This is a genomic window from Sorangium sp. So ce834 (assembly GCF_051521425.1).
Lineage (GTDB): Bacteria > Myxococcota_A > Polyangia > Polyangiales > Polyangiaceae > Sorangium > Sorangium cellulosum_D.
This window is the reverse complement of the sequence record NZ_CP150351.1, coordinates 1,992,106-2,017,460: the sequence shown is the minus strand read 5'-3', so window position 1 is coordinate 2,017,460 and position 25,355 is coordinate 1,992,106. Positions and strand designations below refer to the sequence as shown.

Here is a 25,355-nt window from a genome sequence, read left to right as displayed (position 1 = left end):
GCGTCTGCCTGAGCCGCCGGCCTCCAGCGCGGCGGCGACCTGCTGGAACGCGCCCGGGAGCGCCGAGCCGTCCCTGCCGTTGGTCGGATCATCCTAGCGGATCATTCAGGCCCCGCCCGTGAAAGGTCCTCCGCCGCAGCGCTTACGCCATTTCGGGTGTATGGAGCAAGGCGCCCGACGCGGCTCGCGCCGGGCAGCCCGGCGGGGCGGTGCCCGCCTCCCCGGAAGCGACCCCATGCACGGATTCGATCTCGCCTTCGCCTCCCCCCGCAAGCTCCCCCGCGCCCGCGATCTGCGCGGCAACGTCGCCGTGCTCGACATCGCCTTCGCCTCCGAGGCGGGGGGCAAGAGCTTCGAGACCGTCACGCTCCCCCTGATCCAGGAGCTCGGGCCGCGGCTCGCCGCCTGGGTCGACCACCACGACAGCGCCCACCACGCGCGCTTCGCGGGCGACCCCCGCTTCGTCCTGTCGACAAAGGCCGAGCACGGCGCCTGCCCCGAGATGATCACCCCCGAGGTCGTCGCCCGCGCCGGGCGCGTCGACACCCTCGTCTGCCACGTCGACTTCGACGGCCTCGCCAGCGGCGCCAAGTGGATGCGCGGCGGCGTCGAGCCCTACCCCGGCTGCGACGACGACGCCCGCGCCATCGACACCCGCATCGGCGTCCCGGGGCCGGTGGCCACCCGCATGGACCGCGCCCTCCGCGCCCGCCCCCGCGACCAGGCCCTCTTCGGCCTCATCGTCCGGCACCTCGCGTCCGGCCTCTCCGACCCGTCGCTCTGGGCCCCCATCGACGCGGCCGGCGCCGAGCTCGCCGTCATGGAAGCCGAGACCCGCCGGATCGCGCTCCGCTACGAGCGCGTCGAGCCAGGCCTGGTCCTCGTCGACGCCTCCCAGCGAGGCGGGCCCTACGACAAGACCCTGCTCCTCCTCATCGGGCAGGAGCGCGCGCCCATCTCCGTCGTCGTCGACAACGACAGCGTCACCTTCGCCGCCCGCTTCGACAGTGGGGTGAACTTCCTCGAGACCTTCAAGATCTCCGGAGGGATGCCGACCCGCATCTCCCTCCAGCGCTCCAAGCTCAAGGACGCGCTCGTGGCGCTCGGGGTCAAGCCCGCCGACGCGGGCCGGCTCGCCGCCGCCCCCTGACCTTCCCCGTCACCCCTCCCCCGATCCCTCGGCCTCACCGACATCGTTGACGCTGTGGGCCCCGGCTGCTAGGGGCATTTCAGATTTGCAATTTGCATTTCTGCAATGACCGCGTGACCTGAGGCATCACGCCTGCGCCGAGCACGAGGGGTATGGCAGCAAGAAACTTGTCTTCGACGTCGAGCAGCGGTGTCGACGAGCTCCTGTTCCGGAACGACGCTGTTTCGCTCTGTCTCCTGGTCAACCGACGGCACCGGACGCTCCGCATCATCGACTTCCGGGCGGGGCCGACGCCGTCGAAGCGGAACTTCGTCCTGTCGGCCGCCAAGCGCGAGGGGGTCGAGAAGATCTTCACCCTGGTCGAGCGCGACGAGGTGCCGACCTGGACCCGCCTGGGGTTCGTCCGGGAAGGCTCGATCCCCGGCTTCTACAAGCGCAGCGACGCGTGGATCCTCGGGGCGGTCGTGTCCCAGATGTCCCCGCAGCTCCGCGAGGAGAGCGACGACGACGAGGGCGCCGAGGGCGAGGACAGGGCGGGCTCGCCGGCGGTCCTGCTCGCGGAGCGCACGATCGCCCGCGCGAGGCGGCTGCTCCGGGAAGGCGAGGGGCGGCCGATGCCCGCGATCAAGATCGCGCCGGCGAGCGCCGCCGAGCTGCGGCGCGCGGTCGCGGCGGCGCAGCGGGCCGGGCGGGCGCTCACGGGCTTCGAGCCGTTCGGGCGAGACGCCGTGCGGACGGGCTACGCGCTGTCCGCGCGGGGCGGCTTCACCCTCCACGCGGCGTGGGAGATGCAGTCGTGCTTCGGGAACTCGTTCCTCGAGATCCTCACCTCGCCGCGCCACGAGTCGGAGCGGCTCGCCACGACGGCGGCCATCGGCGCCCTGTGCGAACGCCTCGTCGAGGAGAAGGCCGTCAGCACGTTCACCTTCGCCCCCGCCGACGACCAGGAGCTGTGCGCCGCCCTGCTCGCGAACGGCTTCCGCCGCTCGGCCGTGCTGGCGCGCCACCTCGTCGTCGGCCGCGCCCGCAAGGACGCGATCCTCTGGGCGAAGAAGCTCGTCGCGCCCGAGGCGTGAGCGCCGCCCGCGGCCGCGCCGCGCGGCTGCGGCGGGCTACGGCGCGAGCGTGACCTCGTAGTCCTCGATGACCGTGTTCGCCAGCATCTCGTCCGCCATCTTCTTCAGCCGCGCCTCGAGATCGGGCGCGCTGCCGAGGGAGGGGTCGAGCTCGATCTCGATGATCTTGCCCACGCGCACGCCCTTCACGCCCGGGAACCCGAGCGAGGTGAGGGCGCGCTTCACGGCGTCGCCCTGGGGATCGAGGACCTCTTTCTTCAGTCGGACGGTGACGACGGCTTTCACTGGCTTTGCTCCAAGCGCTCTCTGCGCGACGCTAGCACGGGCACGGGCGAGGCCGCGCCCACCTACACTCCCAGGTTGCGCGGGATGCGCACGGCCGGGTCCTCGAGGTCGGGGACGAACGCCGCGCCGGTGATCCGCTCGAACGCCTCGATGTAGCGGCGCGACGCCTCGATCCGGACCTCGTCGGGGATCGGCGGGATCGGCCCGTCGCCCTGGAAGCCGCGCGCGGCGAGCCAGCGGCGCACGTACTCCTTGTCGAAGGACTCCGGGTCCTGGCCGGCCGCGAAGCGCTCGTCGTAGGACGAGGCGAACCAGAAGCGGGACGAGTCGGGGGTGTGGATCTCGTCGATGACGACGATGTTCCCGCTCCGGTCCTTGCCGAACTCGTACTTGGTGTCGACGAGGATCAGCCCCTGGTCCGCGCAGAAGCGGGCGCCGTGCTCGAAGAGCGCGAGCGCCATCTCGGCGGCGGCGTCGAAGTCGCCCGGCGCGATCGTCCCGAGGGCGAGGATCTCTTCGCGCGAGGCGGAGAGATCGTGCCCGCCCTTCGGCGCCTTGGTGCTCGGCGTCAGGATGGGCCGCGGCAGGCGCTCGTTCTTGCGGAGGCCGTCGGGGAGCCGGTGGCCGCAGAAGACGCGCTCGCCGCGCGCGTAGTGCGTCCAGATGCTGGTCGAGGTCACGCCCGTCACGTAGGCGCGCACCACCATCTCGACCGGCAGCGGCGTGCACTCGATCGCCTCGAGGACGTTCGGGTCGGGCTGGGAGATCATGTGGTTCGGCGCGACGCCCCGCGTGCGCTCGAACCAGAACGAGGAGAGCCGGTTCAGCACCTGCCCCTTCAGCGGCAGCGTGCCGAGCACGCGGTCGAAGGCGCTGATGCGGTCGGTGACGACGAGCAGGCGCCGGCCGTCCGGCGTCGTGTAGCAGTCCCGCACCTTGCCCTCGTAGCGGGCGAAGGGGCCCGCGAGCGAGGTGCGCTCGAGCACCCGGCCGAGCGCGGTGCGCAGATCGTCCTCGGTGACCATGGGGCGCGGCTTACCCGGCCTCGCGGGCCGAGTCGACAGGTTTCCGAAGGCCCCGGCCGAGTTCCTTCCCCCGCGCCCCGGCCGGGACCCCCGTTGGTCTCCGGCCGGGGGGGTGGTAAAGGGGCCGCCCATGGCAAACCGAAAGAAGATCGCCCTCATCGGCGCCGGGAACATCGGCGGGGAGCTCGCGGCCCTCATCGCGCGCAAGGAGCTCGGGGACGTCGTGCTCTTCGACATCCCCCAGAAGACCGACTTCGCGAAAGGCAAGGCGCTCGACCTCGAGCAGAACGGCGCCGTGCTCGGCTACGACGCGTCCATCAAGGGGACCTCGGACTGGGCCGACTGCGCCGGGGCCGACGTCCTCATCATCACGGCCGGCATCCCGCGCAAGCCGGGCCAGAGCCGCGACGACCTCGTCGCGACGAACCTGCCGATCATCCGCAGCGTGGCGGACGGCGCGAAGCAGCACTGCCCGAACGCGCTGGTGATCGTCATCTCGAACCCGATCGACGCGATGGTCTACGAGTTCAAGCGCCGCACGGGCTTCCCGCGCGAGCGCGTGCTCGGCATGGCGGGCGTGCTCGACAGCGCGCGCTTCCAGCTGTTCCTGGCGCGCGAGGCGAACGTGTCCGTGAAGGACGTGCGCGCGATGGTCCTCGGCGGCCACGGCGACGACATGGTGCCCATCCCGTCGGCGTGCACGATCAACGGCGTGCGCGCAACCGAGTTCATCAGCAAGGAGAAGCTCGACGCGCTCATCGCGAGGACCCGCAAGGGCGGCGGCGAGATCGTGCAGCTCATGGGGACGAGCGCCTACTACGCGCCCGCGTCGAGCGCCGTCGTGATGGCCGAGAGCTACCTGCTCGACCAGAAGCGGCTGCTCCCCGCCGCGGCGTACCTCGACGGCGAATACGGCTACAAGGACATCTACATGGGCGTCCCGGTCGTCATCGGCGGCAAGGGCGTCGAGAAGATCGTCGAGCTGCCGCTGACCGCGGAAGAGAAAGAGATGCTCGCGAAGAGCGCGAAGAGCGTCCAGGGCATCACCGACGTGGTGAAGGCCGCGAGCTGACGCCGGTCCCGGGCGATCCCGGGCACACGAACGAGGAGAAACCGCGGAGAGCGCAGAGGGCGCGAAGGACATCGATGAGAGAAGAGCTCTCATCCCTTCCCTCTGTGTTCTCTATGCCTCTGTGGCTCCTCTCTCCTCCTCGCTCCGGCAGATCTTCTCCTCACGCCATCCGAGATCTCCGCGGCTCACTCCGCGGCGGGAGCCATCGAGAGCGCCTCGAGCCCGCGCGGTGAGGCGCCGGCGACGACGTCGGGCGCCGGGAGCTCCGCCGTCGCGTGGCAGCCGCGCTCGGCGATGTCGCTGATGCGCTGGCAGATCAGGTTCATCATCTGCCAGCCCTCGATCAGCGCGCCCCGGAGCGGGGCGATGTCCAGGCCGGGGAGGCTCTTCAGGAGCTCGACCCCGAGCCTGAAGTGCTCCGCGTCCACCTCGGCGTGCGTGGCGAAATAGTCCGAGTCGGGGAAGATCCGCTGGGCCGCGCTGAGGAGGATGTCGGCGCAGCGCTCGATGACGAAGTGGATGAGGACGGTCCGCTCCTCGGTGGACGCCGAGCCCATCCGCTCGATGAACCAGGACGACGCCGCGGCGATGCCCCGGTCCCAGGACGGCGAGGACGACGGGCCGTGCATCCGGGCGAGCCGCCGGTTGTGACCGACCTCCTCGGCCAGATGACGCTCGGCGATCTTGATCGCGGCGGGGTGCGACTCGAACACGACCCTGGCACACAGGACCTTCTGGAAGGCGTTCGACCAGATCTGGAGCGCGCCGAGCATCCGTCGCTTCACGTCATCGCCGAGCGCGCGCTCGGAGCCGATGAGCTGCATGAGGGGGCTGCCGGCGAACTCCCGCGCGTGGGCCTCGTTCTCCTCGACGAGGCGATCCAGAGGAGACTCCAATCGATCCGAGGGAGCGCCGCCCGGGGCGACCGCCGCGCACAGGCACGGCGTGTCCCAGCGGGCGTCCTCTCCCTCGAAGTGGATGGATATCGCGGAGAGCCCGTCCGGCGCCCCGCCCACGAGCCCCTGCAGCCCGCCGGGAGGCACCAGCACGACGTCTCCCGCCTGGACCCTCCGGACCGAGCCTCCGATGATCTCGCCCGAACCGTCGGTGACGACGATCATGCCTTTGCCGGGGAGCTGACGAGGCTTGATCGGCTGACCCCAGGCGAGGCGCACCCATCTCAGGGAGAGGCGGCACGCCTCGGGCAGGAAAGCCGAGAGCTCCTCGTGTTTCCGGATATCCCTGAAAAGCCCCAGCAGGGTGCGCTCATCCGCTTTGAGAGACTCGATCGCGGGGATGCTGGCTGTGTTGACTACGCGCATCGACACTGTCCTCCGGACGACTTCGTGGTGTGGTGACTCTGCACGGCTTGATCGCTCGTGTCCAGACGGTACACAGGTGCGAAGGTGAAAGTCGGAGGCCAAGAGAAGGAAGAGAGCCTGTAAATTCTTTTCAACCACGATTCCGCCTCTTCGCTGGAGTGCTCGCGTTCGGAGGTGGGTCCGCGTGCCGAAGGCGAACGCTTGGCCGAGCGCACCACGCTCGTGTCCCATCACGAGGCGCCCCAGGATCTGAATGGCCGGCGCCCTCTGTTTCGGGTCGCTCCAGTCGACGCCGAGCCCGCCCTTGATGCTGAGCGTCAGAAGCAGGAGGATGCCCACTTTACGGCAGATCTTCTCGGGCGGACGCCGGGAACGCGGGCGTGGTCACACCCAGGCAGTTGAGATTCGAGGTCGCTGCTGCGCGGCGGATGACGAACCGATTCCTCCTGACGACGACGTCGCGCGCGCTCTTCTTTATGATCCTCGCCGCGATGTGATCGATCGCATGCTCTACGGCTGTCCGCTGCCGGAGCACGTCACGCTCTGGCCGGTCTGCCGCAGCCGTCGGAGCCTGCGCTACAGATTTTCATCAGCGCTGGATAGCGCCCGACCTCGTCCCGAAGCGACTTGGGTGCAGCTGACTCGGAGGGGGCACGCCACACTCCTGGGGAGCGAGCTCCACCGTGTCACGCGGCTCTAACACTACTGTGTCACAGCCGGAGGGACTGGAGCCTGGGGCGCTCGGCGTGTCGATGGTGGCAGCTGGGTCACCGGGGCAGCCAGCGGGTCAGCACGCGGGCGATGGCGAGACGACAGGTGGCGAAGGAGTCGCTAACCCTCGGCCCAGCTCCGAGGCAGGTACGCCGCCTGAGAAAGACGAACAGTACTCTCACGCGGGTCAACCGCTTCATCAGCGACTGCTCCTGCCAAGCGACAGTCAATTTTCCCCCGTGCGTCCGTAAAGCTCCCCCCACCTCGTGAGGAGGGGGGCAGTTTTGCTCTCGCACCGGGATCATTTTTACTGAGCTCTACAGATCCCGGCGCGACAGCTCTACCGGCCGTGACCATCGTCCCATCCGTGCGCCTCCGGACGCGGACGAGCTCATCGTCCGGCGAGGCCGTCGAGCATTCCACCGGAGCACCCTGGATTATCAAAAGATCGACCTGATCGACGCTATAGGTGCGCCGGGCGCGACCGCTCGTCTAGGACGTTCCGTTCAAACCGTCGCGCAGAGGACGCCGTGCGTCCAGCGAGCGCGCTGGTCCCCGGGCCGCCGATGGATGGGTCCGCCGACAAGTGGGAAGTAAATGAAATTTAACTTGATTCGCAACGCGAGCACATTAGGGTGCATAAAAATTAACCGATCCGGAGTGACTGGTGAGTCGAGCGATACAGACGATCAGGCACAGGGTCTTCGAGATGCTGGAGGAGCGCGGGCAGAAGCAGCGCTGGCTCTTGTCCCAGCTCCGCGCACGCGGCTACGACGTCAGCGCGAGCTACCTCTCGCAGGTCAAATCCGGCACCAAGGAGCCCAGCAGACAGTTCATCGATGCCGTATGCAGCGTCCTCGGCAAGCCAAAGAACGAGCTTTTCTCCCAACCCAATAAGAGGGATAAGGACATGAAGGGAAAGAGGACCAGCGGAAGCCGAGCCAAGAACACCCCACCTGCAGCCAAGAACACCCCACCTGCAGAGGAGCCGACGCACGGCAAGGGCCCGATCAATGTCGCGATCGTGGGCGTGGGCAACTGCGCGTCGTCCCTGGTCCAGGGACGATATTTCTACGAGAATGCCGAAGAAGATCAGTTCGTCCCCGGCCTGATGCACGTCAACCTAGGCGGCTACCACGTCCGGGACATCAAGTTCGTCGCCGCCATCGACATCGACGCCAACAAGGTCGGGAAGGATCTCTCCGAAGCAATTTTCACCTACCCTAACAACACCGTGAAGTTCTCCGACGTCCCGCATCAAGGCGTGCGCGTCGCGCGCGGCATGACCCACGATGGGATCGGCAAGTACCTCTCGCAGATCATCAAGAAGTCCAGCGGGGGCACCGAGGATATCGTCAAGATCCTAAAGAGCACCAACACCCATGTTGTCGTGAATTACCTGCCGGTCGGCTCCGAGGAGGCGACCAAGTGGTATGTGGAGCAGCTCCTCGCGGCCGGGTGCGGCTTCGTCAACTGTATCCCGGTGTTCATCGCGCGCGACGAGCACGGCTACTGGCCCCGGCGCTTCGCGGACGCCGGGCTGCCGATCATCGGCGACGACATCAAGTCTCAGGTCGGCGCGACCATCGTTCACCGCGTCCTCACGCGCCTCTTCCGCGAGCGCGGGGTCAAGCTCGATCGGACGTACCAGCTCAATTTCGGCGGTAACACCGATTTCCTCAACATGCTCGAGCGCGAGCGCCTGGAGTCGAAGAAGATCTCGAAGACATCCGCGGTCACCTCGCAGCTCGGCTTCGATCTACCGCCCGACCAGGTCCACGTGGGGCCATCGGACTACGTGCCCTGGCTCACGGATCGCAAGTGGTGCTACATCCGGATGGAAGGCACCACGTTCGGTAACGTGCCCCTAAACGCAGAGCTGAAGCTCGAGGTGTGGGACAGCCCCAATTCCGCCGGGGTGGTCATCGACGCCATCCGCTGCTGCAAGCTGGCTCTGGACCGCGGCATCTCCGGGCTGCTCGAGGCACCATCGGCCTATTTCATGAAATCGCCCGCCAAGCAGTTCGCGGACGACGCGGCGCATGACATGGTCGAGGACTTCATCCGCGGATGATCCCTCCTCCGACGCTTCTCCCGCTCCGGCTTGGGCGCACGAGCAGAGGCTCCCGCTCCGCCCCGAACGGCGCTCATGGAACGGAGAACGCCAACAGGTTTGAGACAGGCCGGACGAGAATCCTATGAGTGGATCGCGCCGAGGGGCGCGTTCCGGCGCTGGGGCCCGAGCGGTCGAGGTCGGGGCGGCTGCGGCACGGCGGTGGGCGTGGCGCCCGGTTCGGGCCGACCGGGCTTGCGCTCCGCGAGAGCCTCGCTGCCGTGGAGGGCGAGCTGCTTGCGTCACGCCGCCAGGAGGGAGCTGTAGATGCCCTCGCGGCGCAGCAACGCCTCGATGTCCCCGCGCTGGGTGCACGCGGCCGCCTCGCGAACGATGCGCAGCTTCTCCGCCGCCGAGAACTTCCGCCACTTGGCCGGCTTCGGCACGCTCTCGACGGCGGCGCCACTCGGGCGGGGAGCAGCGCCCTGCGCCGCTGGGGCGGAGCTAGGATCGACGGATCGGAGATGCGAAGGCTTCGGCACGGGTCAGGTCCATTCTCCGCCCTCTCGCCACAGATTTCCAGGGTAGCTTGTCTCACCCGACGTTGGCACAGAGGGGAAACACCTGCGCCCGGTCAGCACCGGCCGGAGGAGTGAGGACCATAGGTCTCCAGCATCCACTCCCTCCATGCCGCTCGGCCAGCTGCGCGCCCTGCGCCCAACCGCTCCGCAGAAGCAGGGAGGAGACGAACCGGGGCGGCACGGTCCAGGCGCGAGCAGATAGGCAGCCACCCAGCACGCTGTGTACGCTCAGCACAGGAGGTCCCAGCGTGGCTACGACGAAGAGGATGACGGAGACGACCGGCGCCGCGAAGACCGCAAAGACCGCAAAGACCGCCGGCGCCGCGAAGACCGCGAAGAGCGCAAAGACCGCCGGCGCCGCGAAGACCGCAAAGACCGCCGGCGCCGCGAAGGCCGCGAACGACGTGCGCGGCGGCGGCGGCAACGGCGCCTTCGAGGCGCTGCGGAGCATCCTCCAGCGGCACGCGCGCGATCTCGTGGTCGTGCACGACACGCCCGACAACTACTACCTCGACACGCGCACGACGGCGCCGAACGGAAAGCCGCTCTTCTTCGGCGCGGCGCGGGCAGGACGGGCCTACACGAGCTTCTACCTCATGCCGGTCTACACGAACCCCGAGCTGCTCGGCGGGATCAGCCCGGAGCTCAAGAAGCGCATGCAGGGCAAATCGTGCTTCAACTTCAAGACGAGAGAGCCCGCGCTCCTCGACGAGCTCGAGGCGCTCACCGGGCGCTGCTTCGCGCAGTGGAGATCCGCGGGCCGCATCGGGTGATCAGGCGCAGGCGCGCCGCCCCGAGGAGCCGCCCCCGCGAAAGAGCGCGGACGCAGCGGCGCAAGGGGCGCCGGCTCAGCGGCCTTTCGACGCGCGCCCGTTCACCGCCCGCTCACGAGGAGAGGCTCCCCCTCGGCCCCGAGCAGCGACAAAGGGAACACCTGCGCCCCGGCCAGCACGTCGGCGCAGAACCACTCCGCGTCGGGGCCGCGCAGCGGCAAGGCCCGGAGCTCCTTCAACGTGACCCACCGCGCCTCGAGCGAGTGCTCGTCCGGCTGGCTCTTCGGCGGCGTGCCGTCCGCAGGGCGCGCGAGGAAGATGACCCGGAAGCGCGACTCGTAGCGGCTCGGGCTGTGCTCGACGCGCAGGATGCCCTCCAGCTCCACCGGGACGCCCGTCTCCTCCAGCGCCTCGCGCCGCGCCGCCTCGGCGAACGTCTCCCCGGGCTCGACGCGGCCCGCCGGCAGATACCAGAGCTGGCCGTGCTTGCGCTCGTGCACCAGGAGGAAGCGCTGCTGGAGCCTCACCAGCACCACGGCGAAGCACCAGGTCGGAATGGCCGTGCGGGACATGTTCGCTCCGATCGACAGCTTATCCGGAAGCGCCGCTCAAAATAAGAGGAACGCGCGGCGGCGCAGGACGGCGCGGAGACGGGCCGCTGCCCCGCGGAGGCGCTCGCCCTCGACGCAGATGTTGCGCGAGGCGAGGTTCTAGGCGCCGCCGTCGCGCTCGAGACGACGGCGGCCGTGAAATCGAAGCACGGGCGGACGGCACCGCGTTTGCTCCTACCGCCTGTAACGGAGAGATCGGCGCACGGCTCGACGCCGTGCGCGGAGCGCCGCGTCGGCAAGCGCATCGCGGGAGCCGCCATGTCGACGCGGCGCCGGCCCGCGTCGCCGCCGGTCGCCCTCGCGGACGCCCCGGCGCCTCTCTGCGCTCTCCCCGAATGCCGAGCTCACCGGATGAGGAGGAATCCATGCTCAAGCGCCCGTGTTTCAGGTGGATGTCGCTGGCGTGCGGGGCCGTCGCGGCCTGCAGCTCCGGAGGCGGCGAGCGCCGCGGCGAAGCGCCGAGCCCGCCGAGCGAGGCGACGTTCTCCCCGGTCGAGAGGCCGCCGAGGCTCGCGCTGCGCCTCGACCGCGTCGTGTACGATGCGGGCGACGCGCTGTCGGCGACGCTCGACCCGGGGGGCGTCGACCTCGGCCCCGGGCCGCTGACGATCGCCCTCGCCTCACCGGAGACGGGCGACGTGGAGCTCCTCGAGCTCGTCGCCGCGCGCGCCGGCTTCGCCTCGACGGCCCCCCTGCGCGTCCAGGCCGACGGGGGCGGCGCGCTCAACGACGGCGTGCTCAGCGCGCAACCCGGAAAGTTGTTCTATGCGCAGTACTTCGTCGACAGGACGCGGGCGCCGCAGGGCGCGCTCGAGGAGGACGTGGTCTTCGACTTCGCCTTGCTCGCGGACCCCGCGGCGGCAGCGCCGACCGTCGACGCCGGCGTCGCGATGAGCGACGACGAGGGCCGCGCAGGCGCGAAGCCGAACGGCACCCTGCTCCCCAGGGGAGGGCTGCCCGTGCAGATCGCCACGCGGGAGCTCATCCTCTACCCAGCCGACGGCGACGAGCTCGAGGCGTTCCTGAGAGACACCGGCGGGAGCGTCAAGGCGACGCTCGAGAGCGACGAGGAGGGGGGCCGCGACGCGGTGCTCGTCGAGGTCGACCCGAGCGGCGAGCGGGCCTCGGACGCGACCGCGCTGCGGGCGCTGCTCGGGGAGGACGATCCGCTGTACGCCAGCGACGCCGGCGCGCTGCAGATCGCCTCGCTCGCCATGAAGCTGCAGCTCGACGGCTACCTCGTCGGGGTGAACCCGCGCTTGCAGCTGCAGGGAGCGCCCGTCATCTCGGCGACGGAGGAGGGGCACCTCACGCACTCGATGAAGATGACGCCGGCGCGAGGCAGCCCGCTCCCGTGCGTGCCGGGGGACGCGAGCCGGCCTTGCGTGGAGAACGTGCCGGCGGTGTGGGCGTTCAACGCGCTGTGGGAGATTGACGAGGAGCGGATCAACGTCGCCGTCCTCGACACGGGGTTCGCGCCGACGGACGATCTCCGATGGCCGGACCGCGGCGCTCTCGTCGCGTGCGACATGACCGCGGGCTGGTTCGGCGGCGAGCGCTGCGGGCCCGGGGCCGCGTGGGGGCCTCCGACCGTCGGCAACAGCTTCTTCGGCAAGCGATCGTGGCACGGGACCGGCGTGGTCGCGGCGATCGGCGCGAAGGTGAACAACGGCATCGGCGCGGCGGGCGTGGCGGGCCAGGTCGCCGTCCCGATGCTCTACAAATACGACGCGGCCGCGTATGCGTTCGAGATCGGGCGCGGCGTCCGGCTCGCCGTGTCCCAGGGGGCCTCGGTCGTGAACATCAGCGGCGGGTATCCGTGCCGGATCCTCACGAACCTCGGCCCCGACGTCGACATCTGCGCGCCGGAAGGCCGCCTCGGGATCTGCGGCGTCGTCACGGCGGGAGCGCACGCCGCCGCGGCGGCCACGTGCGCGGCGGCCAGCGCGATCCCGATCGTCGGCGCGATCGCGTGCGCCGCCGCGGTGGGCTCGGCCGCCGTCGCCACCGCGGCCTGCGTCGCGACGCTCTCGTTCGGCGACCTGAAGGGCCCGATCAGCGCCGGCGTCCGCAGCGCGGCCGCCGCGGGCGTGCCCGTCGTGACGATCGCCGGCAACGCGCTGTCGCGCGGCTCGCTCCCCGCGGTGGTGCGCGACCTCGTCGACCTGCGCGACCCGAGGACGGAGCGCTGGGGCATCGTCCCCGCCATGATCCCGGAGACGATCGTGGCGGGCGCCGTCGGTGCGGGGCTCGACAACGCGGAGTTCTACGGAGACCGCGTCGACATCTGGGCCCCCATCCGCACGGCGTACCTCGCGCCCGAGGGCGTCGACGACATCGACGCTCCGCGGGTGCGCCGCGAGCTCGGCGGCACGAGCGCCGCCGCCCCGTTCATCGCCGGCGTCATCGCCAACATGCAGGCGGCGAATCGCCGCCTGAACCCGCGATCCGAGGGCCTCAGCGCGGCGGAGCGCGCCCGGATCGTCGCGCGCATCAAGGAGATCTTGCTGTCGCCGGACAACACGTTCAGCAACGCCGAGCTCGCGGCGCTCGGCTATGCCGACCAGCCCGATCGGCGCCGCAAGCTGGTGAACCCGCTCGCCGCGGTCATGGCCGCGGCCGACGTGCCGGACGTGGCCGCCATGGGGTTCTCCGATGCGTCGCTGAACTTCAGCGAGCTCCTCGCGCGGAACGACACCGCCGAGACGGCGACGCCGCTGCCCTTCGGGCGATCGGTCAGCGGGACCATCCTGACCTTGCCGGCCGACCTACCGATGACCGCGACCCCCGACGTCGACTTTTACCGGCTGCAGCTGCCGGCCTTCCCGGCCGTGCCGCAGGAGGTCACGGTGACGCTGGAGATGCCCGACGCGACCACCTACGGTCATGTGACGATCGCCGAGGGCCGGCTGATGGCGGTCAGCGCCTCGCCGACGCAGCGCACGTACCGCCTCGTCGCCGAGGCGGGAGAGCGCGTCGAGTTCGCCGTGCGGGCGGCGATGGGCGAAGACAACGTCTACAAGGTCACCGCCTCCGCGCCGGTCCCGGCGCGGCCCATCGGGCGCATCACCCAGCCGGCGAGCGCGGTGGAGGTCTGCGCGAACGAGGAGATGACCTTGACGGCCGAGGTCCAGTTTCCGGGGTTCGGCTCGGTGGTCGTGCCGGACGCGCGGATCCGGTGGCGCGCGAACGGCGCGAGCCACGGGACGGGCAGATCTCTCACGACGTCGTTCGCGGAGGGGGCCTCTCGCGTGGAGCTCCTCGCTTACGACGACCCGGCGCCGCTCGACAGCGTGCTCATCTCCGCGAGGACCTGCACGGACGACCCGCCCGCCGCGAGCATCGTGACGCCCGCCGGAGATCTGGAGCTCGAATCGTGGGACGGCTACGACAACGAGCGATCCAGGTGGTTCAAGGACGTGACGCTGGTCGGCTCGGCGATGGACCTCGAGGACGGCCCGCTGAGCGGCGAGAGCCTGGTCTGGACCACGGACCGGACGAGCGACCAGCCGGCGGATCTCGGGACGGGGAGCAGCGTGGTCGCGCGGCTGTACTCGGGGGAATGCTTCGGCGACACGCACAGGATCACGCTGCAGGCGATCGACTCCGGGGGAAACCGATCGGCGCCGGCGACGCGCACCGTGACGATCTGGCAGGTGTGCTGATACGGCAGCCCGAAGAGCCCCGCGCGCTCTTCCGAGGTGAAACGGGTAGTCTCGCAAATCTTCGTATGATATTTGCCATGTTGGAGATACTTCGTTGGCACACGTGGGAAGGGAGTCGTCCGCGGCCGATGGCGGAATGCGCCTCATATCGGCATCTCATGTGGGAGCCCCTCGCCCAGCATCGCCGAGCTGCTTCGGCTCGGCGGGGTTGGCCTGGAGAGGTGCCGTCACACGCTGTCTCGGAGCTTTGCCGCGGCAGCTCGCGTCGCGGCCGCGGCGCTTCACATTGCGCGCGCGGCGTCGACGTCGCGACTTATTGATGCATCTCGGAGAGCGGTGTCATGACCCTGAACAGCATGCTGGCTTTTGCGCGGTGTACCGGCGGATGCGTCATTGCGGTGCTCGGGCTCGGGTGTGCCCAGATCTTCGGCTTCGACAAGAGCTACGAGCTCGGGATCGATGGCCTCGGAGGCGCGGGCGCTGGAGGTGAAGACCGGTTCGGCCTGGTTCATCGTCACGGCCAGCGGCGATCGCGCTTCAGGTGCTCGCGCAGCGCGCCTAGCGCGGCCTCGTCCATCGCGTCCAGCGACGCCTCGCGCTCCGGGGAGAGCGCGATGCCGAGCAGCTCGCACAGGTCCCGCACGGCGGCGCGCAGGCCCTGCCTGCGCCCCTCGTCCCGCACCGCGTCGAGGCCGTCGTACCCCTTGCGCTGCAGCAGGTTGCGCAGGGTCGCCTCGTGCGCGGCGCTCCGGTCATAGAGCGCCTCGACCGGAACCGCATTCCGGAGCACCCCGGGCGCCTCGAGCGTCTCGCCGGCGACCGCGACGCGCGCCGGCTGCCGCACCTGCGGCCAGACGCGCGCCGCCGCGCGCGCGGCGGGCGCCAGCGGAGGCGTCGCGCGGGCCGAGAGCGGCGCTGGCGCCGCAGGCGTCGCGTCGCGCTCGGGTGCGTCGGGCGCTGCTTCATGCACCTCGACCCGCCGCGTCCCGTGCAGCCGCACCACCCAGACCCAGCGCGTCCCTGCCGCCAGCAGCTCCTCGATCTTGCGCTGCAGCTCCGCCTCGTCCTGGCCCGTGTCCGCGTACTCGACCGCGAGCGGCGGCGCCGCCGTCGCCCACCCGGGCTCGTCGGGGATGTTCCCCACCACGAGGTCGGGCGCCCGCAGCATGTCCGGCCTCGGCGAGATGCCGATGTCCACGCCGGCGGCCTCGACCGCGGGATCCGTGTCCAGCACCTCGCCGCCCACCAGGTTGCTCCGACCGCCGCGCCGCCCGGTCGGCAGGCACTCGACGAGGCGTCCCTCGGACAGCTCGTACGGATCGCCAGGGCGGAGCTGGTCGGCGGTCACGGGGGAACGAGGCGGCGCGCTCATGGGATGTTTCATACCTCCTTGTTCCGGGGAGGCGCCGGCGCTGAGGTCGGTTTTTCGATCCGGCGGGAGCGCCTCCGGCGCGGAGCAGCGCCGACGAGCCCTGGAGAGGGCTACTGAGGAACCTTCACGGCCGCCAGGGCACGCAGCGTCTTTGCCAGGGCGGAGAGCGGGATCCCGGAGAGCGAGACCTCGCCGCGGGCGACCTGGACCTTGACGTCCGGGGCCCCGATGTCGCGGAGCGCGCTACGGAGGGCGGCGGTGGCGGGCGGCTCGCCGGCCCCGCCGGAAGGGCGCGGTTTGCCGCGCAGCGCGCGCGTGGCTGCGCGGATCTCCTCGACCGAGGCTTCGTCACCCGGAAGCCTCTCGGCCGGCGCGGCAGGCAGCTCCGGACGAGCCGAGCGCTCACATGCCCCCGTCGCAAAGGATGCGCGCTCCTCGCGCCAGCGCTGCCATTACGTTCTATCTCTTCCTATCGTGCGCAAATCGCGATCTGGGCGCTCACGATCATCGCCTGTCGCAAAGGATGCGCGCTCCTCGCGCCGACAGAACCGTTACGTCTTACCTCTTCCCGCCATGCGCAAATCGGCACCTAATTTTGCGCATTTTTGAGCACGCTCGCCGTGATTTCTCCTGGCCGACAACGCCGCCACAAATTAGACACCTCCTGCGTCATGACCGAGCCCGAAGTTCCTCCGCGAGAGGGGGTCACCGCCTGGCACCCCATGCTGGTCGCCCTCCTCGAATTTTACTTGCCCAGCGGCTGGCGGTTGTATCCCGAGCTCCTGCTGAATCGCATGCCCCTCCGGGTGGACATCGTTGTCCTGCGTCTGGCCGATCAACCGGCTGGAGACGCGCGCAAGCTCCACAGCATCTTCGGTCACCTGCGGCAGCACACGCTCATCGAGCACAAAGGCCCCACCGACGATCTGGAGCCCGAGGACGTGCTGACCTTGCTCGCCTACGGCGCCCTGTACATGCGGCACCACAAGCTGCTCGACCCGGACGAGCTGTGCCTCATGGTCATCGCCGACCGCATTCCCGCGGGTTTCGCCAGGCAGGTCGAGCGCCACCGCGGGAGCTTCGCGCCGGTGGGCGGGGGTCTCTGGCGGGGCGAGCTCAACGGCCTCTTGCTCCACGGCGTGGAGGCACGCGAGGCCTGCCGGCAAAGCCCCACGGAGCATCTGCTCTACATGTTTTCCCGGGCGTACCTGAAGGGAGCGGGGCAGATCCTGCCGCTGGATCCGGAGGAAGCTCGGGTGTACAATACGCTGTACCAGCAAGTCGAACAGTTCCGGAGGCAGCGAGGCACCATGGCCATGAAGGACTACGAGCTGGCTCGCCATAGCTACGAAGAGGTGCTGGAGCAGATGCTCGCGCAGCTGCCGCCAGAGAGGCTCCTGGCGAAGCTGACGCCCGAGCAGCGCCTCGAGGGGCTCACGCCCGAGCAGCGCTTCGAGGGGCTCACGCCCGAGCAGCGCTTCGAGGGGCTCACGCCCGAGCAGCGCTTCGAGGGGCTCACGCCCGAGGAGATCCTGCGGGCGATTCCGCCCGAGGTGCGGGAGTTGATCGCGAAGAAGCTGAGCCGCGGAGAGCCGCAGGAGTAGGCGCCTGCCCCGCTCAAAAGAGCGACGCTCTCTTCCAGAGAGCATGCGCACGACCCGGACATGCGCGCGACCTGCGGCGCGTGATCCGGAGCCCGCCGGCTCGCCAGTCGACAGATCGGCGCCCCTCATGCGGCGTCAGTCGGTGCCATACCGTTCGCGTGGGGCTCCGGTAACGGCCATCGGGGGTGAAGGCCGCCCAGCCCTCGGGGCAGGCAGGAGGATGGCGAGGCGGCGGCCGGTAGCCACGTGCCAGGTCGCCGCTCTCGGGGCCAACGTTGGCCCGTCGAGCGGCAACGCCGTGACTTTGCCCCCGGTTCCAGCCGGCTGCCGGACAGGCTACGGTGAGCTCACCTCGAACGGGAGAGCCGCGCCGTGAACGACGTCGATTTCGCCTTCGCCTGGGAGGGCGCCTCGGAGGGAGCTGGCCCCTGGCGACACCTGCAGGTCGTCGAGCTCCGCGGCAGCGAGGCGATCTCGAGCCTGCACCGCTACGAGCTCACGCTCGTCGCCCACGAACCGGCCCCGGTCGTGGACCCCGAGGAGCTCGTCGGGGCCCGGGCGACCCTGCGCCTCGCCACGCACGCCGAGCCGGCCTACCGCGTGGTGCACGGCATCATCACCGAGGCGGAAGAGCTCGCGCCCATCTACGACGGCATGCTCTACCGCGTGGTGCTCTCGCCGCCGCTCGCGCGCTCGATGCACCGCACCCGCTGCCGGATCTTCCTCGAAAAGACCACGCGCCAGATCATCGACGCCGTGCTCCAGGGCGACCCGTCGCTGCACCGCGACGACGGCGCCTCGGTCGAGCCCGACGGGGGCGACGCGCTCACGTTCCAGGCGGCGAGGGAGCTCTACGCCTGGCGGGTGACCGACCCCTCCCGCATCGACGACGTGGCCGCGCGGCCCTACTGCGTCCAGTACAACGAGAGCGACCTCGCGTTCGTGTCGCGCCTCCTGGAGGAAGAGGGCATCAGCTACCACTTCGAGCACGGCGACAAGATGTGCCTCCTCGTCCTCGCCGACGCCGACGGCGGCAGGGCGCGCCTCGCCCCGTTCGCCCCGCTCGGCCCGGGGGTGCTCGGCCGCGAGATCGCGACGATGAAGCTCGGGGCGCGCCTCCGGCCCAAGAAGGTGTCGCTGGTCGACTACAACTGGAAGAAGCCCGCGCTCGATATGGCCGTCACCACGACGGGCCAAGAGGACGGCGAGGCCCTCGTCGACCACGAGTACCCGGGGCGCTACCCGGACACGCCCGATCAGGGGCGGCCGCTCGCCCAGGCGAAGCTCGATCGGCTGACCGTGGAGGCGAGCTACGCCGTCGCCGAGGGCACCGCGCGGGTGCTCGGCGCAGGCAGCGTGTTCGCGCTGGACCACCCGGCGGCGCGGTACGACGGGGAGTACCTGGTGACCCGCGTCGAGTCGCGCGGCGAGCAGCAAGGCACGCTGCCGCCGGAGCTCTCGGGGCGCTTCGCGCTGCAGGGCGTGCCGTTCACGGCGCGGTTCGAGTGCGCGCGGCGCGGCAAGAACGGGAGCGTCGCCGAGTCGCGCTTCCGGCCGGCGCGCGTCACGCCGAAGCCGCGCGTGCAGGGGACGCAGACGGCGTTCGTCACCGCGGAGCCGAGCGCGAAGGGCGCGGAGATCCACGTGGGCGGCCCGCCCGGCGCGGAGATCGGCTGCGTGCGGGTCAAGTTCCACTGGGACCAGGACGCCGAGCGGCTCGCGAAGGAGCCGTCCTCGTGCTGGGTGCGCGTGAACCAGGTGTTCGCCGGCGTGGGCGAGGGCGCGGTGTTCCACCCGCGCGTCGGCGTGGAGGTGATCGTCGACTTCGAGGAGGGCGACCCGGACCGGCCGATCGTCGTGGGCCGCGTCTACAACGGCCAGAACCGCCCGCCGGGCGGCGCGCCGACGGAGAGCACCTTCAAGACGATGACGAGCCCCGGCGGCGGCACCCACAACGAGCTTCGCTTCGACGACACCGCCGGCAGCCAGCAGATCCTGCTGCACACGCCGATGAACTGGAACAGCGAGGTCGGCAACGACCGGAGCGAGCAGGTGGCGGCGAACAGCGGCTCTTCCGTGGGCAGCAACCGCAACGAGTCGACCGGCGCGAACCGCAGCACCATGGTCGGCGGGAACAACTCGGAGATCATCGGCGCGAACGAGTCGACCACCGTCGGCGCGAACCAGAACGTGACCATCGGCGCGAACCAGACGATCTCCGTCGCGGCGAACCAGACCCTCACCGTGACCGGCAACCAGAGCGCGAGCATCACGGGGAACCAGGAAGAGATGGTCACCGGCAACCGCTCCGGCGACGTCACCGGCAACGACGCGCTCACGGTCACCGGGACCCGGAGCGTGACCGTGACCGGGGCGCAGACGACGTCGTACCTGGCCACCCACGAGGTGAGCGTCGCCGCGAGCCAGAAGATCAACATCGGCGGCGAGCAGACCGTCGCCGCGACCGGGCCTCAGGGGCTGAGGTCCTCGGCGAGCCAGAAGATCGAGGCGCCGTCGCAGGAGATCAAGGCCGACGGGGTGCAGGCGCTCACGTCGACGACCCTCGCCGTGAACGCGTCGAGCACGATGAAGGTCGACACGTCGCTCTTCGACGTGAACGGCTCGACGCTGGAGCTGAAGGGCGGCCAGATCCTGATCAAGGGCGGCCAGGTGGTCATCGAGGACGGCGAGATCGCCATCAAGGGCGGCAAGGTCACCGTGAACGGCTCGCCGATCGAGATGGACGGCGGCGGGATGGTCCAGGTGACGGCGGGGCTCATCAAGCTGAACTGACGGGACTGACGGGACTGACGAGACCGACGGCCGCGATGCGCTTCTCGAACGACACGCCGCTCCCCGCGGCGATGCTCCCGAACGCGGAGCAGGACGACCGGGTGACGGCGATCTTCCTGGCCGCGATCACGTACCGGATCGCCGGCGGCCGGCTCGCCCTCGCGGCCGCCCAGCGGCCGCTCCTGCTCGACCCGGAGCTCCCGTACCCGCGCGACGGGATGCTCCAGAAGAGCGTATCGTCGGTGTGCGCGACGGGGTTCGTCTACCCGAAGGAGGGGCGCGCGCGCGAGGCCACGGCGGTGCTCCGGGTGGGCGACCGCGACGCGGCGATCGTGGCGTACGGGCAGCGCGTCTGGCAGCGCTCGCTCGGCGGAGGGCTCGTGCCGAGCGCGCCGCTCGCGTTCGAGCGGGTCGAGATGAGCTGGCGGAACGCCTACGGCGGCGTCGTGCAGGAGGCGGCGCGGGTGGTGTCGCTCGACGACGACGACGGCGGCGGCGAGGCGTTCGTCCCGGAGCACGAGAGCGGGTATCCGCACAACTTCGAGGGCAAGGGGTTCATCACCGACGCGGCGCGCGCGCAGGACCAGCCGCTGCCGCAGCTGGAGCACCCGGAGCAGCTCATCCGGCGCTGGAACGACCGCCCCGAGCCGGTCTGCTTCGCCCCCTACCCGCTCTGGGGCGGCCTGCGCGCGGCGCACGTGTGGCACGACCGGCAGTTCGACCAGAGCGGCGCGAGCAAGCTGGCGAGCCGAGCGGCGCCGCGGACGACGTTCGACGCGATCGCGCCCGGCACGCGGATCGCGCTCGGCGGGATGCGGCCCGGCGGGGAGGCGCTGGTGTTCGAGGCGCCGGCGCCGCCCGTCGCGGTGACGGTGGCCGTGGGCGGCGCGTCCGAGCGGCTCGTGCCGGCGCTCGACGCGGTCGACATCGACGCCGAGGCCGCCGAGGTGCGGCTGCTCTGGCGGGCGAGCGTGAGCTACGGCCTTGTGCAGCTGGAGCACCGGCGGGCGCGGCTCGAGGCGACCGAGGCCTTCCCGCGCGGGTGAGGCAGGAGAGGGGCGGACGTGGCACACAACTTCCACGACATCAATGGCTGGCTGATCGTGGGCCTGGAGATGCACCAGGGGTTCCACATCTTCCCGCCGGCGCCGATGAAGTTCTTGAAGCTCGTGCTCTTGCACCCCTTCACGCTGGGGGACAGGCAGCAGCCGACGGTGCTGTTCAACGGCGTGCCCTCGGTGACGCACCAGCACGAGCCCAAGTTCCTCTGGCCGCACCTCGGGATCATCCCGGATCCGCTGGACGCGCTGACGCCGCTCCACATCCTGTTCGGCTCGCACAAGTGCTGGCTGCCGCGCGGCGCGGTGGAGATCTGCGGGGAGAAGGCGACCTGCTGCGTGATCGGCGGGCCGGTGTCGCTCAACGCGGACTGCTGGGACATCGGCCGGTGGCCGACCTCGCTGGTGCTCAACCCGGGGACGGTGCAGACGACGCCGACCTTCGGGGACTTCGCGATGGGGGCGGTGACGCTGGCGATCGACCTGGTGCTCGACCTGCTGTTCGAGGGGGCGGCCAAGATCGCGGGCGGGCTGCTGCTGAAATTCGGCGGCAAGGTGCTGAAGCCGCTGTTCAAGAAGGGGAAGGACCTCGTCGGCAAGGGGCTGCGGGCGGCGACAAAGCAGATGGGGAAGGCGGGGAAGGCCCTCGGGAAGGGGGCGCGCGCGCTCAAGGGCAAGGCGGCGTCGGCCTTGAAAAACCTGAAGTGCCGCGTCACCGGTCACCCGGTCGATACGACGTCTGGCCGGGTGATCGACGCCAAGCTGGACATCAAGCTTCCCGGCGCGATTCCGCTCGCGTGGGAGCGCCGTTACGCGTCCGACAGGGCGCTCGAGCGGACCTCCCTCGGGCGCGGGGGTTGGACGCACAGCTTCGAGCAGTGGATCGAGCGGACCGAAGACGGCCTCGTCCTCCGCGACGAGGAGGGCCGCGACGTCTATTTTCGGCTGCAGGCGCCCGGATCGAGCGCGTTCCACCGGCCGGACCGGCTCACGCTCACCGCGCTCGAGGACGGCGGGTTCACCGTGTACAGCCACGAGACCCGGCTGACGCGCCGCTTCGCACCGGCGGAATCAGGAGAGAAGGCGCTCCTTCGCTCGATCAGCGACGCCCATGGCAACACCATCGCGCTCGAGTACACGGGGAGCCGGCTCCAGCGGATCGTCGACACCGCGGGCCGAGAGATCCGGGTCAAGCTAACCCACGGCGCCCGCATCGCGCGCCTGGAGGTGTGGGCAGGCGGTCGCCTCGAGCAGTGGGTCGATTATGCCTATTCCAAGATGGGTGAGCTCGCGAGCGCCACCGACGCGATCGGCCACGCGGAGCGCTACGAGTACGATGAAGACCACCGGATGGTCAAGACCACGCTGAAGAACGGCGTGAGCTTCTATTACGCTTACGATGAAGAGACCGGCCGATGCACGAGGACCTGGGGGGACGGCGGGCTGCACACGGTCGCCATCGAGGCCGATCTGGAGAGGCGGATCACCCGCCTCAGCGGTAATGACGAGCCTCGGCTGCTCTACTGGAACGAAGACGGGCTCGTCGTCCGGGAGGAGACGCCCGACGGGCTACTCCTCCGCGCGTGGGAGTATGACGAGGATCAGTACATCGCCGCCGAGATCAACGGGGCTGGAGAGGCGACGCGGTTCGAGTACGACGCGCAGGGCAACAAGACCCGACAGATCGACCCTGCGGGGAACGTCACGCAATGGCAGTACCAGGACGACCTGCCCGTACTGCACGTCGGGCCCGACGGGCTCGCGACACGATACCGGTACGACAGGAAGGGATCGCTCGTCGAGATCACCTACCCGTCCGAGCTCCGGTACGCGCTGGCTTACGACGGCCGTGGCCACCTGCGCGCCATCGCGCAAGGGCAGCGCAACCTGGTTGAGTATGCTTACGATATCCGCCACGACCTCGTCGAGGAGATCAACGCCTATGGCGGGAAGACGCGCTACGAGCCCGACGCGCTCGGTCGCCCGACGCGCAGCGTGGATCCGCTGGGCCGGAGCACCCGGGTCCAGTACGATCGGCTCGGACAGCCGGTCATGGTCATGCGACCCGATGGCACGGCGCGGCACGCGGCTTACGATCCGCTGGGCAACCTGAGCAGGAGCACGGACGCGCTCGGGCGCGTCGTGGAGATGGAGCACGCCGGCACCGGCGTGCTCACCAAGATCACGCAACCCGACGGGAGCACGTGGAGGTTCGCCTACAGCGCAGGCGAGTCGCTGCGCAGGATCGTGAATCCGAAGGGGGAGATCTACGATCTCGCTTATGACGAGGCAGGCCGCCTGACGCGCGAGGCGGCGTTCGACGGGCGCGCGCTCTCCTACCGCTACTCGGCGGCCGGACGCCTGGAGCGGGTGAGCTATCCGGACGGCAGCTTCCGCGCTTTCTCGTACGATGCGCTCGGCGGCCTCGTCGTCGAGCAATCCACGGACGGTCCTGTCACGTACCAGCGCGACCGGTTGGGGCGCCTGCTGGGCGCGGTGCTGGAGCAAGACGGGCAGACCGTGGTGACGCGCCTGGAGCGCGATCGCCTCGGGCGCGTGGTCGCCGAGACGCAGGGGGAGCGCCGGATCGGGTATCACCTCGACGCCTCTGGCAGGCGCGTCGCGCGCATCATGCCGACGGGAGAGGCGACACGGTATGCGTACGACGCGCTCGGGCGGCTGTCCGCCGTCGAGCACGCCGGGCGCAGGATCGCCTTCGAGCGCGATGCAGTTGGGCGCGAGATCGCGCGAGGTGAGCTGGGGGGTCGCTTCTCGCTCCGAAGCGAATACGACGCGATGGACCGGATCGTCGAGCAACGGCTCGATCTGCGCTCACCCGGCGCCGAGGCGGCCACGATGGCGATGCGGCGGCTCTGGCAATATGACGCGCTCGGGCGGGTGCAGCTGGTCAATGACGCTCGGTGGGGAGCCACCGCGTATCGCCACGGATCCATCGACGAGCTGATCGAGGCGCGCAGCGCGCGAGGCCGCGAGGTCTTCACCTACGATGCGGTCGGCGCCGTCCAGAAGGTCTTGCGGGCGCTGGAGGCCGGCGAGGCCGATGAGGCGGAGCCGCCCTGGGAGATCGCTCGCGGCGACACGGTGCAACGCACCGATCGCGCCGAATACGCCTACGACGGGCGGTCTCGCAGGATCGCACGGACCGAGACCGCCGGCGAGGCTCAGGACGAGCGCGCGCGGACGGAGTACCGCTGGGACTGCCGCGATCGGCTGCGCGAGATCAGGTTGCCTTCGGGAAAGAGCATCTCGTTCACCTACGATGCCTTCGGACGGCGGGTGCGCAAGGAGGTCCGCGCCGACGACCCCCGTGAGAGCCATGTGGTCGAGTTCCTGTGGGACGGTGACGCGCTGGCCGCGGATATCCGCAGCGAGGGCGGCTACCGCTGCTTCGTCCACGAGCCCGACTCGCTCGTGCCGCTCCTGCAAGCCGAGCAGGGCGAGGTCTTCGTCTACGTGACCGACCACGTGGGCACGCCGAGGGAGCTCATCGATGCGGAGGGCAGGGTGGCGTGGTCCGCGGCCCACTCCGCCTGGGGGTCCGTGGCCGCGATCCACCAGGCGCCGGAGCGCCGGCGCCCGGTGGAGTCTCCGTTCCGGCTGCTCGGACAGTACGCGGACGAGGAGACGGGGCTCTGCGTCACGAGGTTCCGTTACTTCGACGCCGAGCTGGCCCGGTGGCTGAGCCCGGATCCGCTGGGGTTCGCCAGCGGGGGATCGCTCTTCGCCTTCAACGCTTCCCCGGTCACGACCGTCGATCCGCTGGGTCTCAAGCTCTGCGATGGCACGATCTACCGCGCGCTGAGCGCCGACGATTACGACGCGTTCTTGCGTGGAGAGCGGATCATGCCAAAGGGCACCGGAGGTTCCATCGGCGATCATGTGGCCGGGAAGCCGACGAAGTACATCTCGGCGTCCGAGACGCCGGCCGGGACCAGCCATTATCAAGGGGGCAGCCCCGTGCTGGTCGAGATCGACGTCAAGGCGCTCAGGGAGACCGGCAGCACTGTCGTCGACCACAACAACGTGCTCCAGGCGGTCAAGCGAGAGGGGACCGCGCTCGACCTGAGGAACGCGATCAAGGCAGAGGAGGTCCTCATCAAGGGCGGTATCGACCCGTCGGCCATCAAGGTGTTCAAGAAATTCTGGGACTGAGCGGCCGCCGTCGCGCGGCAGCGCGCCGCTT

17 protein-coding genes are annotated in these 25,355 nt (G+C 70.1%); 10 read left to right on the top strand and 7 right to left on the bottom strand.

Annotated elements, in window-relative coordinates:
- Positions 1-235: 235 nt before the first annotated feature.
- On the top strand, positions 236-1,150 hold the full coding sequence (locus WMF20_RS07230; protein WP_129573643.1) for a hypothetical protein: 915 nt from the start codon (positions 236-238) through the stop codon (positions 1,148-1,150).
- 152 nt (positions 1,151-1,302) lie between these two features.
- Positions 1,303-2,226, top strand: a complete 924-nt coding sequence (locus WMF20_RS07225) for a hypothetical protein (RefSeq protein WP_437611815.1) — start codon at positions 1,303-1,305, stop codon at positions 2,224-2,226.
- 36 nt (positions 2,227-2,262) lie between these two features.
- Here WMF20_RS07225 and purS read toward each other — a convergent pair whose 3' ends face one another.
- Together purS and WMF20_RS07215 are read right to left on the bottom strand one after the other, a co-directional pair.
- The gene (purS, locus tag WMF20_RS07220; RefSeq protein ID WP_020733510.1) at positions 2,263-2,511 is read right to left on the bottom strand and encodes a phosphoribosylformylglycinamidine synthase subunit PurS; all 249 of its coding nucleotides are present in this window, start codon (positions 2,509-2,511) and stop codon (positions 2,263-2,265) included.
- 62 nt (positions 2,512-2,573) lie between these two features.
- Positions 2,574-3,536, bottom strand: a complete 963-nt coding sequence (locus WMF20_RS07215; protein ID WP_437611813.1) for a phosphoribosylaminoimidazolesuccinocarboxamide synthase — start codon at positions 3,534-3,536, stop codon at positions 2,574-2,576.
- A 130-nt stretch (positions 3,537-3,666) separates the two neighbouring features.
- On the opposite strand from WMF20_RS07215, the gene mdh reads away from it, so the two are divergent.
- Entirely contained in the window at positions 3,667-4,608 is a 942-nt protein-coding gene (gene mdh, locus WMF20_RS07210; RefSeq protein WP_129573640.1) for a malate dehydrogenase, read from the top strand.
- A gap of 185 nt (positions 4,609-4,793) precedes the next feature.
- Here the strand turns inward: mdh and WMF20_RS07205 are convergent, their stop codons facing one another.
- Complete coding sequence (locus tag WMF20_RS07205; protein WP_437611811.1) at positions 4,794-5,930, bottom strand: cupin domain-containing protein; 1,137 nt, start codon at positions 5,928-5,930, stop codon at positions 4,794-4,796.
- 1,720 nt (positions 5,931-7,650) lie between these two features.
- Here WMF20_RS07205 and WMF20_RS07200 point away from each other — a divergent pair.
- Positions 7,651-8,715 (top strand): inositol-3-phosphate synthase, encoded by a 1,065-nt coding sequence (locus WMF20_RS07200; protein ID WP_408022423.1) that lies wholly within the window; start codon positions 7,651-7,653, stop codon positions 8,713-8,715.
- A 281-nt stretch (positions 8,716-8,996) separates the two neighbouring features.
- Here the strand turns inward: WMF20_RS07200 and WMF20_RS07195 are convergent, their stop codons facing one another.
- Positions 8,997-9,140 carry a hypothetical protein gene (locus WMF20_RS07195; protein WP_437611809.1) on the bottom strand — a complete coding sequence of 48 codons (144 nt, stop codon included), beginning with the start codon at positions 9,138-9,140 and terminating at the stop codon, positions 8,997-8,999.
- Positions 9,141-9,523: 383 nt separating this feature from the next.
- Between WMF20_RS07195 and WMF20_RS07190 the strand changes: the two genes are divergently transcribed.
- Positions 9,524-10,048 carry a hypothetical protein gene (locus WMF20_RS07190; RefSeq protein WP_437611807.1) on the top strand — a complete coding sequence of 175 codons (525 nt, stop codon included), beginning with the start codon at positions 9,524-9,526 and terminating at the stop codon, positions 10,046-10,048.
- A 101-nt stretch (positions 10,049-10,149) separates the two neighbouring features.
- Here WMF20_RS07190 and WMF20_RS07185 read toward each other — a convergent pair whose 3' ends face one another.
- Positions 10,150-10,620, bottom strand: a complete 471-nt coding sequence (locus tag WMF20_RS07185) for an NUDIX hydrolase (protein WP_129573637.1) — start codon at positions 10,618-10,620, stop codon at positions 10,150-10,152.
- A gap of 404 nt (positions 10,621-11,024) precedes the next feature.
- Between WMF20_RS07185 and WMF20_RS07180 the strand changes: the two genes are divergently transcribed.
- Positions 11,025-14,324 (top strand): S8 family serine peptidase, encoded by a 3,300-nt coding sequence (locus tag WMF20_RS07180; RefSeq protein ID WP_437611805.1) that lies wholly within the window; start codon positions 11,025-11,027, stop codon positions 14,322-14,324.
- A 281-nt stretch (positions 14,325-14,605) separates the two neighbouring features.
- Here WMF20_RS07180 and WMF20_RS07175 read toward each other — a convergent pair whose 3' ends face one another.
- Together WMF20_RS07175 and WMF20_RS07170 are read right to left on the bottom strand one after the other, a co-directional pair.
- Positions 14,606-14,842, bottom strand: coding sequence for a hypothetical protein (locus WMF20_RS07175; protein ID WP_437611803.1), 237 nt, complete (start codon positions 14,840-14,842; stop codon positions 14,606-14,608).
- Positions 14,839-15,708, bottom strand: a complete 870-nt coding sequence (locus WMF20_RS07170; protein WP_437611801.1) for a Uma2 family endonuclease — start codon at positions 15,706-15,708, stop codon at positions 14,839-14,841. Before WMF20_RS07170 ends, WMF20_RS07175 begins: the two co-directional genes overlap by 4 nt.
- Before the next feature lie 659 nt (positions 15,709-16,367).
- Here WMF20_RS07170 and WMF20_RS07165 point away from each other — a divergent pair.
- The 4 genes from WMF20_RS07165 (at position 16,368) to WMF20_RS07150 (ending at position 25,324) form a co-directional block, all read left to right on the top strand.
- The gene (locus WMF20_RS07165) at positions 16,368-17,300 is read left to right on the top strand and encodes a hypothetical protein (protein WP_437611799.1); all 933 of its coding nucleotides are present in this window, start codon (positions 16,368-16,370) and stop codon (positions 17,298-17,300) included.
- Positions 17,301-17,672: 372 nt separating this feature from the next.
- Entirely contained in the window at positions 17,673-20,093 is a 2,421-nt protein-coding gene (locus WMF20_RS07160; protein ID WP_437611797.1) for a type VI secretion system Vgr family protein, read from the top strand.
- A 35-nt stretch (positions 20,094-20,128) separates the two neighbouring features.
- Positions 20,129-21,139, top strand: coding sequence for a DUF2169 domain-containing protein (locus WMF20_RS07155; RefSeq protein WP_437611795.1), 1,011 nt, complete (start codon positions 20,129-20,131; stop codon positions 21,137-21,139).
- Positions 21,140-21,157: 18 nt separating this feature from the next.
- Positions 21,158-25,324, top strand: a complete 4,167-nt coding sequence (locus WMF20_RS07150; protein WP_437611793.1) for a DUF6531 domain-containing protein — start codon at positions 21,158-21,160, stop codon at positions 25,322-25,324.
- The last annotated feature ends 31 nt before the right edge of the window (positions 25,325-25,355 follow it).

Coding starts and splice junctions, on each gene's coding strand:
- WMF20_RS07230 (WP_129573643.1), top strand. CDS start 236: ATGCACGGATTCGATCTCGCCTTCGCCTCCCCCCGCAAGCTCCCCCGC.
- WMF20_RS07225 (WP_437611815.1), top strand. CDS start 1,303: ATGGCAGCAAGAAACTTGTCTTCGACGTCGAGCAGCGGTGTCGACGAG.
- WMF20_RS07215 (WP_437611813.1), bottom strand. CDS start 3,536: ATGGTCACCGAGGACGATCTGCGCACCGCGCTCGGCCGGGTGCTCGAG.
- mdh (WP_129573640.1), top strand. CDS start 3,667: ATGGCAAACCGAAAGAAGATCGCCCTCATCGGCGCCGGGAACATCGGC.
- WMF20_RS07205 (WP_437611811.1), bottom strand. CDS start 5,930: ATGCGCGTAGTCAACACAGCCAGCATCCCCGCGATCGAGTCTCTCAAA.
- WMF20_RS07185 (WP_129573637.1), bottom strand. CDS start 10,620: ATGTCCCGCACGGCCATTCCGACCTGGTGCTTCGCCGTGGTGCTGGTG.
- WMF20_RS07180 (WP_437611805.1), top strand. CDS start 11,025: ATGCTCAAGCGCCCGTGTTTCAGGTGGATGTCGCTGGCGTGCGGGGCC.
- WMF20_RS07170 (WP_437611801.1), bottom strand. CDS start 15,708: ATGAAACATCCCATGAGCGCGCCGCCTCGTTCCCCCGTGACCGCCGAC.
- WMF20_RS07165 (WP_437611799.1), top strand. CDS start 16,368: ATGACCGAGCCCGAAGTTCCTCCGCGAGAGGGGGTCACCGCCTGGCAC.
- WMF20_RS07155 (WP_437611795.1), top strand. CDS start 20,129: ATGCGCTTCTCGAACGACACGCCGCTCCCCGCGGCGATGCTCCCGAAC.